Origin of the sequence: Streptomyces maremycinicus, from assembly GCF_001184025.1 — a bacterium.
Taxonomy (GTDB): domain Bacteria; phylum Actinomycetota; class Actinomycetes; order Streptomycetales; family Streptomycetaceae; genus Streptomyces; species Streptomyces maremycinicus.
The window spans coordinates 73,042-85,581 of the sequence record NZ_BBYG01000026.1 but is presented as its reverse complement, the minus strand read 5'-3'; the positions used below and the strand labels follow the sequence as shown (position 1 = coordinate 85,581).

Sequence of the window (12,540 nt, the reverse complement as noted above, 5' to 3'; positions counted from 1 at the left end):
GGTGGCGCGAGACCATGGTTTCGGATGCGCACTGCGGATGCAAGGGCAGATGCACGTGCACGTGACCGAAATGGACCCGCCCGTACCGCTTCTTGGCCATTTTTTCCGCCAACTTCTCGCCCATCAGGGCCACTTCCCTTGCTTTCCCCTCACTGTTCCCTCGCATCGCGCTGTACGTATCCTTTGTCTTCTTTCCATCTCTGTAATCGGACGAGTACTGCTCGAAGTGTTTTAGTGGCAGACTGCGGCCCCTAAGACGGTTGGGGAGGCTGGCGAACGTGAGCGCGGGAGAGCCCGGATCGGTGGTGCGGCGGATGCTGCTCGGCTCGCAACTACGGCGACTGCGCGAGGCGCGAGGCGTCACGCGCGAGGCGGCGGGATACTCGATCAGGGCCTCGGAGTCGAAGATCAGCCGGATGGAACTGGGCCGGGTGAGCTTCAAGACCCGGGACGTGGAGGACCTGCTGACGCTGTACGGCATCACGGACGACACCGAGCGCCAGGCGCTCGTGGGACTCGCCCGTGAGGCCAACGTGGCGGGCTGGTGGCACAGTTACTCGGACGTCCTGCCCAACTGGTTCCCCACCTACGTCGGCCTGGAGGGCGCGGCCGCGCTGATCCGGGCGTACGAGGTCCAGTTCGTGCACGGCCTGCTCCAGACCGAGGCGTACGCCCACGCGGTCGTCAGCCGGGGCATGAAGGGCGCGAACGCGGCCGACATCGACCGGCGTGTGGCGCTGCGTCTGGAGCGGCAGAAGTACCTCGTCGCCGAGAGCGCCCCCGACTTCCACATCGTGCTCGACGAGGCGGCGCTGCGCCGCCCGTACGGCGACCGCGAGGTCATGCGCGGACAGCTCCAGCATCTGATCGAGATCTCCGAGCGCCCCAACGTGCGCCTTCAGGTGATGCCGTTCAGCTTCGGCGGGCACTCCGGTGAGTCGGGCGCCTTCACCATCCTGAGCTTCCCGGAGTCCGACCTCCAGGACGTCGTCTACCTGGAGCAGCTCACCAGCGCCCTGTACCTCGACAAGCGCGAGGACGTCGCGCAGTACGAGCAGGCGCTGAAGGAACTCCAGCAGGACAGCCCCGGACCGGACGAGAGCCGGGACATCCTGCGCGGGCTGATCCAGCTGTCCTAGGGATTCCCCTGGAGCACCTGGAGAACGGCCCCAACTCCCTTGAAACCCCCGTACGATGACGTGTGATCAGATCGTGATACCGACTGATCACAGCCGATCGCAGCAGGGGATTGAGGGATCACATGTCGTCCTACTTCACTGACCTGGCCCAGCAGTACATCGACGGTAAGTGGCGTCCGGGGACCGGGTCCTGGGACATCATCGACTTCAATCCCTACGACGGCGAGAAGCTGGCCTCGATCACCATAGCCACCGTCGACGAGGTCGACGACGCCTACCGTGCCGCGGCCCGCGTCCAGAAGCAGTGGGCCGCGACCAATGCCTACGCCCGCCGCTCGGTGTTCGAGAAGGTGCTGCGGCTGGTCGAGGAGCGAGAGGCGGAGATCAGCGAGGTCCTCGTCGCGGAGGCCGGCGGCACCTTCGGCAAGGCCGCCTTCGAACTGCACCTCGCCAAGGAGTTCCTGCGCGAGTCGATCCACCTGGCGCTGCGTCCCGAGGGCCGCATCCTGCCCTCGCCGATCGACGGCAAGGAGAACCGCGTCTACCGGGAGCCGGTCGGCGTCGTCGGGGTGATCAGCCCGTTCAACGTGCCCTTCCTGCTGTCGCTGAAGTCGGTCGCCCCCGCGCTGGCCCTCGGCAACGGTGTGGTGCTCAAGCCGCACCAGAACACCCCGATCGCCGGCGGCACCGTGATCGCCAAGCTCTTCGAGGACGCCGGTCTGCCCCCGGGCCTGCTGAACGTCGTCGTGACCGACATCGCCGAGATCGGCGACGCCTTCCTGGAGCACCCGATCCCGCGGGTCATCTCCTTCACCGGTTCCGACAAGGTCGGCCGCCATGTCGCCACCGTCGCCGCCTCGCACTTCAAGCGGTCCATCATCGAACTCGGCGGCAACAGCGCCTTCGTCGTCCTCGACGACGCCGATGTCGACTACGCGGTCGACGCGGCCGTCTTCAGCCGCTTCGTCCACCAGGGCCAGGTCTGCATGGCCGCCAACCGCATCCTGGTCGACCGCTCGCTCGCGGACGAGTTCACCGAGAAGTTCGTCGCCAAGGTGAAGACCCTCAAGGCCGGCGACCCGCGCGACCCGCAGACCGCCATCGGCCCGGTGATCAACTCCCAGCAGGCGGAGGCCGTGACCGGCGTCGTCGAGCAGGCGATCGCCGAGGGCGCGACCGCCCTGCTGCACGGCACGACCACGGACAACCTCGTCGAGCCGTCCGTGCTGGCCGGTCTGCCCGCCGACTCCGCCCTGCTCCAGCAGGAGGTCTTCGGTCCGGTCGTCTTCATCAACACCTTCGACGGCGAGGAGGAGGCGGTCCGCATCGCCAACGACACGCCGTACGGCCTCAGCGGCGCGGTCCACACCGGAGACATCGAGCGGGGCGTGCGCTTCGCCAAGCAGATCGTGACCGGCATGATCCACGTCAACGACGCCACCGTCCACGACGAGCCGATCGTGCCCTTCGGCGGCGAGAAGAACTCCGGCGTCGGCCGCCTCAACGGCGAGACGACCCTGGAGGCCTTCACCACCACGAAGTGGATCTCGGTCCAGCACGGCCGCAGCGGATTCCCGTTCTGAGCCGCCCGGCGCCCTGAGGGCGTCCCTTCGGCGGCGTCGGCGGACCCGGGCCCGGGCACCTGACGGGCGCGGGTCCGCCACGCCATAACCTGGGCGCATGTCTGCGATCCGTCTTCTCGTGCTGGGCGCCGTGCGTCAGCACGGGCGGGCCCACGGCTACCAGGTGCGCGGCGACCTGGAGTACTGGGGCGCCCACGAGTGGTCCAACGCCAAGCCGGGCTCGATCTACCACGCCCTGAAGCAGCTGGCGAAACAGGGGCTGCTGCGCGAGCACGAGACGGCCCCGTCCACCGCGGGCGGCCCGCCGCGCACCGAGTACGAGATCACCGAGGCCGGTACCGAGGAGTACTTCAGGCTGCTGCGCGAGGCGCTGACCTCGTACGACCAGAAGACGGACGTGAAGTCGGCGGCCATCGGCTTCGTGGTCGACCTCCCGCGCGCGGAGGCCGCGGCGCTCCTGAAGGAGCGCATCCGCGGCATCGAGGAGTGGCGCTCCGCCGTCACCGAGCACTACGTCCCCGAGGACGGGCCGGAGCAGCTGGGCCACATCGGGGAGATCATGAACCTCTGGCTCCACACGGCCGACGCCGAGGCCGCCTGGACGCGGGGTCTGATCGCCCGGATCGAGGGCGGCGCGTACACCTTCGCGGGGGAGGGCGAGCCGTTCGTCGGCGTCCTCGCCGAGGGCGAGGAGAACCCGTACGCCACGGAGGAGCGGCATCCGGGGGACGCTCGCTGATCCGCACTGATCCGCGCGGATCCGTACTGCCCCTCGCTGATCCACACTGATCAAGTTTGACTAGCCTGACGCGTGGCGTTACTTTGGCAGTAGTCAAGTTTGATTAGTGGATGAGTCGGGGGGACTTTCGTGGCCGACACGGCGATCACCGTCGAAGAAGTACGCAAGAGGTACGGCGACACCCAGGCGCTGGACGGGCTCGACCTCACGGTGGCCCGCGGCACCGTGCACGGGGTGCTCGGACCGAACGGCGCGGGCAAGACGACCCTGGTCAGGATCCTGTCCACACTGCTGCGGCCGGACTCCGGACGCGTCGAGGTGGCCGGACACGACGTCGTGCGCCAGGCCAGGGAGGTCCGCCTGCGCATCGGCCTGCTCGGCCAGCACGCCGCCCTGGACGAGGAGTTGGGCGGCCGCCAGAACCTGGAGCTGTTCGGCCGCCTCCATCACCTCGGCGCCCGCCACGCGCGCGTGCGCGCCGACGAACTGCTAGAGCGCTTCGACCTCACCGCGACCGGACGCAAACCGGTCCGTGCCTTCAGCGGAGGCATGCGCCGCCGCCTGGACCTGGCCGCCTCCCTCATCGGCAACCGGGACGGCACCGACCCCGAGGTCCTCTTCCTGGACGAGCCGACCACCGGCCTCGACCCGCGCGGGCGCGCCGAGGTGTGGTCCGCGGTCCGCTCACTGGTCGGCGGCGGGACGACGGTCGTGCTCACCACCCAGTACCTGGAGGAGGCCGACCAGCTCGCCGACCGGATCTCCGTCGTCGACCGGGGCCGGGTGATAGCCGACGGCACGGTCGACGAACTGAAGGCGCTGACCGGCGGCGACCGCATCGACGTCGTCCTGCGCGACGCGGGCCTGCTGGGCGCCGCCCTCGCACTGCTGCCGCTGCCCGCGGCGGACGTCACCGTCGACCCTGATCGCCGCCTGCTCAGCGCCCCCGTCACCGACCGCATGGCCGCCCTCTCCGCCGTCGTCCGCGCGCTGGAGGAGGCCGGCGTCGAGGCGGAGGACGTGGCCCTGCGCCGCCCCACGCTGGACGAGGTGTTCCTGCACCTGACCGGGCACGACGACCGTACGAAGGAGACCGTGTGACTACGTACGCGCTGACCGATTCCTGGACCATGACCCGGCGCGAACTCGCCCACTGGGCACGGCAGCCGGGGCGGCTGGTCGTCGGGCTCGTCTTTCCCGTGATGCTGCTGCTGATGTTCGGTTACCTGGTGGGCGGCGGCCGCGGGGTGAGCGGCGACTACCTCGACTACCTGATGCCGGGCATGCTCGCGCTCACCATGGCCTTCGGCCTGGAGGGCACGATGCTCGCCGTCACCCAGGATCTCAACAAGGGGGTCATCGACCGGTTCCGCGCCATGCCGATGGCCGACGGCGCGGTCCTGGTGGGCCGTTCGGCGGCCGACATGCTCCAGTCGGCCGTGGGCCTGGCCGTGCTGATCGCCGTCGGCCTCGCGCTCGGCTGGCGTCCCCAGGGAGGCCCGGGCTCCTTCCTGGCCGCCGTGGGGCTGCTCCTGCTCTTCCGCTTCGCGATGCTGTGGATCGGCATCCATCTGGCGCTGGTGGCCGGGAAACCGGAGATGGTACAGGCCGTGCAGATCCTCGTCTGGCCGGTCGGCTTCCTCTCGAACGCCCTCGCCGCCCCGACCTCCATGCCCGGCTGGCTGGGTACGGCCGTCGAATGGAACCCGATGTCCCGGACGGCGACCGCGACCCGTGACCTGTTCGGCGCCGCGGGCCCCGACGCGGCCCACATCTGGGCGGCCGTCGCCTGGCCCCTGGCCCTCCTGGCGATCTTCTTCCCCCTGGCGGTCCGCAGGTTCACCCGCATGAGCCACTGAGCCGAGCGGACGACGGGCTCGCGTGGCCGGGGGCCGGGCTCCGTGCCCCCGACCACGCGGACACGGACTTCCGTGCCCCCGACCACGCGAACACGGACTTCCGTGCCCCCGGCCACGCGGACACGGACTAGTGGTGGAACCCGGTCGCCGCGCTCTTGTCCCGGGTCAGCGGACCCGACTGCCGGCGCAGTTCCGGCAGCAGCCGGTTGAGGTCCTCCACGAACAGGTCGGCGAGGTCCTCCGAGAAGCCGTTTCTGCACACGACCCGCAGGACGGACAGATCCTCCCGGTTCGGCGGGAAGGTGTACGCGGGCACCAGCCAGCCGCTCTCACGCATCCGCCGCGAGATGTCGAAGACGTCGTACGAGGTCACGTCCGGGGCCGTCGTGAAGGCGAACACCGGCAGTTCGTCGCCCCGGGTGAGGAGCCGGAAGTCGCCGAGCGCCTCCACCCGGTCGGCGATGCTCCGGGCCACGTCCCGCGTGGTCTGCTGCACCGCGCGGTAGCCCGCGCGGCCCAGCCGCAGCAGCGTGTAGTACTGCGCGACGACCTGGGCGCCCGGCCGCGAGAAGTTGAGGGCGAAGGTCGGCATGTCACCGCCCAGGTAGTTCACCCGGAAGACCAGCTCCTCCGGCAGGGCCTCCTTGTCCCGCCACAGCGCCCAGCCGACGCCCGGGTACACCAGCCCGTACTTGTGCCCCGAGGTGTTGATGGACGCCACGCGCGCGAGACGGAAGTCCCACACCAGGTCCTCGTCGAGGAAGGGGGCGATCATCGCGCCGGAAGCGCCGTCCACGTGCACCGGGACGTCGAGTCCGGTCCGCTCCTGAAGGGCGTCCAGTGCCGCGCACAGCTCGGAGATCGGCTCGTAGGACCCGTCGAAGGTGGAGCCGAGGATGCCGACGACCCCGATGGTGTTCTCGTCGCACAGCTCGGCCGCGGCCTGCGGGTCGAGGTGGAAGCGGTCCCCCTCCATGGGGACCAGCCGGGCCTCCACCTCCCAGAAGTTGCAGAACTTCTCCCAGCAGACCTGGACGTTGACGCCCATCACGAGATTCGGCCGGGCCCCCGGGTAGCGGTCGCCCGCACGCTGCGCCCACCGCCGTTTCAGCGCCATCCCGGCGAGCATGCACGCCTCGCTCGAACCGGTCGTCGAACAGCCCACGGCCGCCGACGGGTCGGGCGCGTTCCACAGGTCGGCGAGCATCGCCACACAGCGCCGCTCCAGCTCGGCGGTGCGCGGGTACTCGTCCTTGTCGATCATGTTCTTGTCCCGGCACTCCGCCATCAGGAGACCGGCCTGCGGCTCCATCCAGGTGGTGACGAAGGTGGCCAGGTTGAGCCGTGAGTTGCCGTCCAGCATCAGCTCGTCGTGCACCAGCTGGTACGCCGCGCTCGGTGGGGTCGGGCCGTCCGGCAGCCGGTGCTTGGGCGGCGCCTCCAGCATGCCGCTGACCGGATTCGCCTCGCCGTAGAAGGGGTTGACGGACAAGGGGCGCTCGTCGGGCTTCTGGGGACCTTTGTGCAACGGCATGGACTGCCTCCTGAAGGATCGAACGGGTGTCAGCGGACCGGAGTTCCGTCCTCGCGCAACTGCATCTGCGGCCGTCCCGTCACCAGCAGCCAGGCCGGCAGCGAGGCGATGCACAGCAGCGCGATGATCGAGGGCGAGGCGACCAGGACGGCCGCGACGAAAAGGCTCACCCAGCCCTGGCGGGTGATGGCCAGCAGGACGCCCAGCACGCCCGTGGCCACGCCCACCGCCGGATGGACGCCCGGCACGAGCGCGTGGGCGGTGAGGCCGAGGGCGGAGCCCACGAACACGGCCGGGAAGATGCGCCCGCCCCGGAAACCGGAGGTCGCGGCGACGACCAGCGCGGCCATCTTCACCACCGTCATGGTGGCGAACTGCCCGGCCGTCCAGCCGTCGGGGTCGGCGGAGAGCTCCGCGACCTCGTCCAGCCCCTTGAAGAGCGTCAGATGGCCGCCCACGGCCGCCAGCAGCCCCAGCACGACCCCGCCGGCCGGCAGGATCAGCATCGGGTGCCGCAGCCGCGAGAACGCGCGGTGCAGGTACGGGAAGGCGTAGACGCCGCACATGCCGAGCAGCGCGCCCGCCGACGCGACCACGACCGCCGCCAGCAGATCGTCCCAGCCGGGCTGTCCGAACGGCGGCAGATGCATGTCGAAGCTCGGATGGGCCACCAGAGTGGTCGTCATCGCGCCCGCCGCGGCGGCGACCAGCGGCGCGAAGACGCTGTCCCACAGCGGACCCCTGGTCTGGCGCCCCGCCAGCGCCTCGGAGATCAGCAGCGCCGCCGCCACCGGCGTACCGAACAGCGCGCCGATGGTCGCCGCCTCCGCGAGGACGACCCACGCCTCGCCCGGCGTCCGCGGGCGGAGCCGGTGGCCCAGCCAGAAGACGACCGCCACGTTCACCGCGATGATCGGGTTCTCCGGGCCCAGGCTCGGCCCGCCCGCCAGCATCAGCGCGGTCGCCACCAGCAGCCCGGGGAGGACCACCGGCGGCAGCACGCGCGCGTCCAGCCCCATCGTGGCCGGGTCGGGACCTGCGTGCCCCGGCACCTTCCACACCACCAGCCCCACCAGCACGCCGGTCGAGACGAGCATGACCATCATCCAGAGGACCGAGTACCTGCCCACACCCAGCGCGTCCGGAAGGTTCTGCCACAGCACGTCCTGGAGCTGCTCGGCCGCCCCCTCCACCAGCAGGAGCACGAGGCTCGCCAGCACGCCGATGACGAGAGCGGGCAGGATCGACGGCAGCAGGGCTCGTGCCGGGTGCGCCGGAACGCTGGGCTGCTGCTGTGCGGTGTCCTGGGCCACGGGCTCACGATAAGCGGGCAAAACGGACATGACATCCGGACGGCGGCCACCGCGGCCGAATCGCCTTGCACCTCACGTGACGTCAGGACGCACCGTGGAGCGCGTACCGAGGAAGGAGCGGACGAAGTGGGCTACTCCGTAGGACAGGTCGCCGGATTCGCCGGTGTCACGGTGCGCACGCTGCACCATTACGACGACATCGGTCTGCTCGTCCCCGGCGGGCGCAGCCACGCGGGGCACCGGCGTTACGACGACGCCGACCTCGACCGGCTCCAGCGGATCCTGTTCTACCGCGAGCTCGGCTTCCCGCTCGAGGACGTCGCGGCCCTGCTCGACGATCCGGCGGCCGACCCGCGAGCGCATCTGCGCCGCCAGTACGAACTGCTGACCGCCCGGATCGAGCAGCTGGAGAAGATGGCCGCGGCCGTGGAACACGCGATGGAGGCACGCGAGATGGGTATCGACCTCACACCCGAGGAGAGGTTCGAGGTCTTCGGCGACAAGGACCCCGAGCGGTACGCCGAGGAGGCGGAGCAGCGCTGGGGCGGCACCGAGGCCTACGCGGAGTCGCAGCGCCGCGCCGCCCGCTACACCAAGGAGGACTGGAAGCGTCTCCAGGCCGAGGTCGCCGACTGGAGCGAGCGCTACGCGGGCCTGATGGCCGACGGTGAGCCGCCGGCCGGGGTGGCGGCCATGGACATGGCCGAGGAACACCGGCAGCACATCGGCAGGTGGTTCTACGACTGCCCGTACGACATGCACCGCTGTCTGGGGGAGATGTACGTCTCCGACGAGCGCTTCAAGGCGTTCTACGACGCGATGCGGCCGGGCCTCGCCGAGCACCTCGAGGAGGCGATCAGGGCGAACGCGGCCCGCCGCACGGCGTAGGACGGGTCGCGGGCCGGGCGGAAGGACGGCGCAGGACGGCCCTGGCGGGTCCCCGCAGGCCCTGTCGGGCCGTCCCAGGCCTTGGAGGGACCTGGCAGGCCCTGGCGGGTCCTCGCGGTCAGGCGGGGACCCGGCCGGGCGTCACTCCGGGACCAGGACCACCGCGGTCCCGTAGGCGCACACCTCCGTGCCCACCTCCGCCGCCTCCGTCACGTCGAAGCGGAACATCAGCACGCCGTTGGCTCCCCGCGCGCGTGCCTGCTCGACGAGGCGTTCCATGGCCTGGTTGCGGGTCTCGACGAGGGTTTTCGTCAGACCCTTCAGCTCACCGCCGATCATCGACTTGAGGCCGGCGCCGATCTGGCTGCCCAGGTGCCGTGAGCGCACGGTCAGCCCGAAGACCTCGCCGAGGACCCGCTGCACCCGGAACCCGGGTACGTCGTTGGTGGTGACGACCAGTACGTCCGGCTCGGGGCCCTGCCCGCCGCCGTAGTCTTCGATGCCCATGGCTCACAGCTTCGTCCCAGCGGGCCCACAGTGCATCCCGGAGGCATGCGTGGAACCTGGGGCGGACACATTGCGTTGATAGCTTTGTGCGGCTGCACCATGGACGCCGTACCTTCTCCCACCCCTCAGGAGCCCGGAACCGTGACGACGATCGCCCTCGGACCGAGCTGGCTGGACCCCAATTACCTGCTCGACAACTTCGGTCTCTGGGGCCTGTTGCTCATCGTCTTCGCGGAGTCCGGCCTGCTGATCGGGTTCTTCCTGCCGGGCGACTCCCTGCTGTTCACCGCCGGTCTGCTGATCACGTCGAACCAGCTGGACTTCCCCCTGTGGGGTGCGGTCGCGCTGATCTGCGTCGCCGCGATCCTGGGCGACCAGGCGGGCTACATGTTCGGCAAGAAGGTCGGGCCGTCGCTCTTCAACCGGCCGGACTCCCGCCTGTTCAAGCAGGAGAACGTCACCAAGGCGCACGAGTTCTTCGAGAAGTACGGCCCGAAGTCCCTGGTCCTGGCCCGCTTCGTGCCCATCGTGCGGACGTTCACGCCGATCATCGCCGGCGTCAGCGGCATGCGGTACCGCTCGTTCCTGGTCTTCAACGTCATCGGCGGCGTCCTGTGGGGCGCGGGTGTCACGCTGCTCGGTTCCTGGCTGGGCAACATCGACTTCGTCAAGAAGAACATCGAGGCGATCCTCATCCTGATCGTCCTCGTCTCCGTGGTCCCGATCATCATCGAGTTCCTGCGGGCCCGCTCGAAGGCCAAGAAGGACCCCCAGGAGCCCTCGTCGCACACTCCCGGACAGCACCAGCCGCACGAGCAGCGGCCGCACCAGCAGGCCCCGGTCATGGACGACGCGACGACCCAGCTCCGCCGGATCGACCAGTACGACGAGCAGTACCGGTACGGCAACCAGGGCCGCCACCAGGGACACCCGCAGGGCCAGGGCCAGGGTCAGGGTCAGGGTCAGGGTCAGCACCAGGGCCAGGGCGGCCAGGGTCAGGGCCAGAACCAGGGGCAACACCCGGGCGGGCAGCAGGACTACTACGGCCAGCAGCAGCCGTACCCGCAGCAGCAGTACCCCCAGGACGACTGGCCGCAGCAGCCGCAGCCCCAGCAGCAGCCGTACGGGGCTCCGCAGAACGGCCGCTACCCCTACGACAACCAGGGCCAGGGGCAGGGCTACTAGACCCGGGGGAGGGGCGCGGGGCTCAGAAGCCCCGCGTCCGCTTGGCGGCCCGCCGCTTCTCGGCGGAGCCGATCCGCAGGAACAGCCGCGAGATCTCGGATCCGAGGTTCACGCCGATCGCGATGGCCATGGCCAGCGCCGCCGCCTTGGTGATCGACACCAGGCCCGCGTCCACCTCGTTCTGCGCGATGGCCAGCAGCCCGAAGTAGGTCGCCGAGCCCGGCAGCAGGGGCCCGATCGCCGCCGTCGTGTACGGCAGGGCGGAGGCGAAGCGGTAGCGCGAGAGCAACTGCCCGAACAGACCCACCACGCCCGCCGCGACGGCCGTGGAGGCGACCGGCGAGATCTCCCCGGCGTAGTGCATCGCGCCGTACACCGACCACGCCACGCCGCCGTTCAGCGTGACGGCCAGCACGGTGGACCGTTCCTGCTGGAGCAGCACCGCGAAGGTCAACGACAGCAGCATCGACGCGCCGATCTGCCACAGCGGCCGCTCGGTGATGCCCAGGGCCGCGTCCGGATTGAGATGCGCGCCGAGCTGCACTCCGACGTAGAGCATCACCAGCACGCCCACCACGATGCCCACGAAGAAGTACATGACCTCCAGCAGACGCGCGGCCGCGGTGATGTAGAAGCCGGTCAGGCCGTCCTGGACGCCCGCCACCAGCGCCCGTCCCGGGAGCAGCGCGAACAGCCCACCGGTGATGACCGCGGACGCCTTCACGTCGACGTGCCCCAGGGTCAGCGCGATGCCTATCGCGGCCGGCGGCATCGCGGCGACCAGGAACTGGTAGAACTCCGGCAGCCCGCGCCCCGCGCAGAGCCACGCCAGCCGGTCACCGAGCATCGCGCCGAGCGCCGCCGCCACGAACACGACCAGGTCGCCGCCGACCAGCACCGAGGCCGCGCCGGCGAGCAGCCCGCTCGCCGAGGTCAGCACCCAGCCGGGGTACGGATGCCGGTTGCGGCGCATCTCCGCGAGCCGCCGGTAGGCCTCCTCCAGGGAGAGGTGGCTCTCCGGGTCGCTGAGGTCGTCCACGAGCCGGAAGACGGCCGCCAGGCGCGTGTAGTCGGTGCCCCGGCGGCGGACCGTCCGGGACGCCGTCACCGGGTCCTCCACGAGGGACGGCTGGTACGAGATCGACAGCAGGGTGAAGGTGACGTTCGGTTCGCAGCGGTCGAGCCCGTACGAGCGGCAGACCGCGAACATCGCGGCCTCCACGTCCTCGGCGCCCTCCCCGCCCGCGAGCAGCAGCTCGCCGATGCGCAGGGTCAGGTCGAGCACGCGCGGGACGGCCGGACCGCCCTCCTCCGCCTTCGGCCCCGGCTCCGGCGCGGGCCGGTCGGCCACCGGCATCCGCAGCATCGTGCGCATCCGGTCCTGCCAGGGCAGGTCCTTGATCAGGCTGACCACCGGCACGCCCTCGGCCGGTGTGAAGGCCGTCGGGGCCTGGCGCGCGCTGTAGGTGCTCGGCGGGCTGAACGCGGATCCCTCGCCCTCCGCGGCGGCGGGCGGGCTCACGTCCAGCCCGGTCGGGACGGCGAACTCCGACGTGGTCTCCGGCTCACCGCCGGTTCTGGGGGCGGCCAGCCCCGCCGGGATCGCGAACTCGGACGTGATCTCGGGGTCGAAGCCACTCCTCGCCTCGTCCGACTGCGGCTTGCGGTCCTCCGCCTCCGACACTCAGCAACGCTCCCTGAACGACACCTTCCGTAGGCCTCAGTATGCGCACAGACGGCCGGAAGGGCCGCACGCGTACGCGTGCGGCCCTTCCGGTGACATCAGGCGACAG

At 70.4% G+C, this 12,540-nt stretch carries 11 protein-coding genes; 7 read left to right on the top strand and 4 right to left on the bottom strand.

Going from position 1 to position 12,540, the window contains the following annotated elements; translation table 11 throughout:
* The first annotated feature begins 302 nt into the window (after positions 1-302).
* The 5 genes from AOQ37_RS36485 to AOQ37_RS36465 all read left to right on the top strand — a co-directional run bounded on the left by AOQ37_RS36485 (position 303) and on the right by AOQ37_RS36465 (position 5,320).
* A complete protein-coding gene (locus AOQ37_RS36485) occupies positions 303-1,139 on the top strand; it encodes a Sco1979 family transcriptional regulator (protein ID WP_510185332.1) in 837 nt (278 codons plus the stop codon).
* A gap of 122 nt (positions 1,140-1,261) precedes the next feature.
* On the top strand, positions 1,262-2,722 hold the full coding sequence (locus tag AOQ37_RS36480; RefSeq protein ID WP_062651212.1) for an aldehyde dehydrogenase family protein: 1,461 nt from the start codon (positions 1,262-1,264) through the stop codon (positions 2,720-2,722).
* Positions 2,723-2,819: 97 nt separating this feature from the next.
* A complete protein-coding gene (locus AOQ37_RS36475) occupies positions 2,820-3,461 on the top strand; it encodes a PadR family transcriptional regulator (protein WP_062651210.1) in 642 nt (213 codons plus the stop codon).
* A gap of 129 nt (positions 3,462-3,590) precedes the next feature.
* Positions 3,591-4,562: an ATP-binding cassette domain-containing protein gene (locus tag AOQ37_RS36470; protein ID WP_062651207.1), complete on the top strand. Its 972-nt coding sequence runs from the start codon at positions 3,591-3,593 to the stop codon at positions 4,560-4,562.
* A complete protein-coding gene (locus tag AOQ37_RS36465) occupies positions 4,559-5,320 on the top strand; it encodes an ABC transporter permease (protein ID WP_062651205.1) in 762 nt (253 codons plus the stop codon). The genes AOQ37_RS36470 and AOQ37_RS36465 overlap by 4 nt, the downstream gene beginning before the upstream one ends.
* Positions 5,321-5,447: 127 nt before the next feature.
* On the opposite strand, the gene gad is transcribed toward AOQ37_RS36465, so the two are convergent.
* Together gad and AOQ37_RS36455 are read right to left on the bottom strand one after the other, a co-directional pair.
* Complete coding sequence (gene gad / locus AOQ37_RS36460; RefSeq protein ID WP_062651203.1) at positions 5,448-6,854, bottom strand: glutamate decarboxylase; 1,407 nt, start codon at positions 6,852-6,854, stop codon at positions 5,448-5,450.
* Between the two features lie 29 nt (positions 6,855-6,883).
* Positions 6,884-8,167: an ion channel protein gene (locus AOQ37_RS36455; protein WP_062651201.1), complete on the bottom strand. Its 1,284-nt coding sequence runs from the start codon at positions 8,165-8,167 to the stop codon at positions 6,884-6,886.
* A 126-nt stretch (positions 8,168-8,293) separates the two neighbouring features.
* On the opposite strand from AOQ37_RS36455, the gene AOQ37_RS36450 reads away from it, so the two are divergent.
* Entirely contained in the window at positions 8,294-9,055 is a 762-nt protein-coding gene (locus AOQ37_RS36450; RefSeq protein ID WP_062651199.1) for a MerR family transcriptional regulator, read from the top strand.
* 141 nt (positions 9,056-9,196) lie between these two features.
* On the opposite strand, the gene AOQ37_RS36445 is transcribed toward AOQ37_RS36450, so the two are convergent.
* The gene (locus tag AOQ37_RS36445) at positions 9,197-9,562 is read right to left on the bottom strand and encodes a YbjQ family protein (RefSeq protein ID WP_062651197.1); all 366 of its coding nucleotides are present in this window, start codon (positions 9,560-9,562) and stop codon (positions 9,197-9,199) included.
* 141 nt (positions 9,563-9,703) lie between these two features.
* Here AOQ37_RS36445 and AOQ37_RS36440 point away from each other — a divergent pair, with 141 nt between their 5' ends.
* Positions 9,704-10,747 carry a DedA family protein gene (locus AOQ37_RS36440; RefSeq protein WP_062651195.1) on the top strand — a complete coding sequence of 348 codons (1,044 nt, stop codon included), beginning with the start codon at positions 9,704-9,706 and terminating at the stop codon, positions 10,745-10,747.
* 22 nt (positions 10,748-10,769) lie between these two features.
* Here AOQ37_RS36440 and AOQ37_RS36435 read toward each other — a convergent pair whose 3' ends face one another.
* A complete protein-coding gene (locus AOQ37_RS36435; protein WP_062651193.1) occupies positions 10,770-12,431 on the bottom strand; it encodes a threonine/serine exporter family protein in 1,662 nt (553 codons plus the stop codon).
* Between the last annotated feature and the right edge of the window lie 109 nt (positions 12,432-12,540).

Excerpts from the sequence above, each read along its gene's own strand:
- AOQ37_RS36480 (WP_062651212.1), top strand. The coding sequence starts at position 1,262 with ATGTCGTCCTACTTCACTGACCTGGCCCAGCAGTACATCGACGGTAAG.
- AOQ37_RS36475 (WP_062651210.1), top strand. The coding sequence starts at position 2,820 with ATGTCTGCGATCCGTCTTCTCGTGCTGGGCGCCGTGCGTCAGCACGGG.
- gad (WP_062651203.1), bottom strand. The coding sequence starts at position 6,854 with ATGCCGTTGCACAAAGGTCCCCAGAAGCCCGACGAGCGCCCCTTGTCC.
- AOQ37_RS36445 (WP_062651197.1), bottom strand. The coding sequence starts at position 9,562 with ATGGGCATCGAAGACTACGGCGGCGGGCAGGGCCCCGAGCCGGACGTA.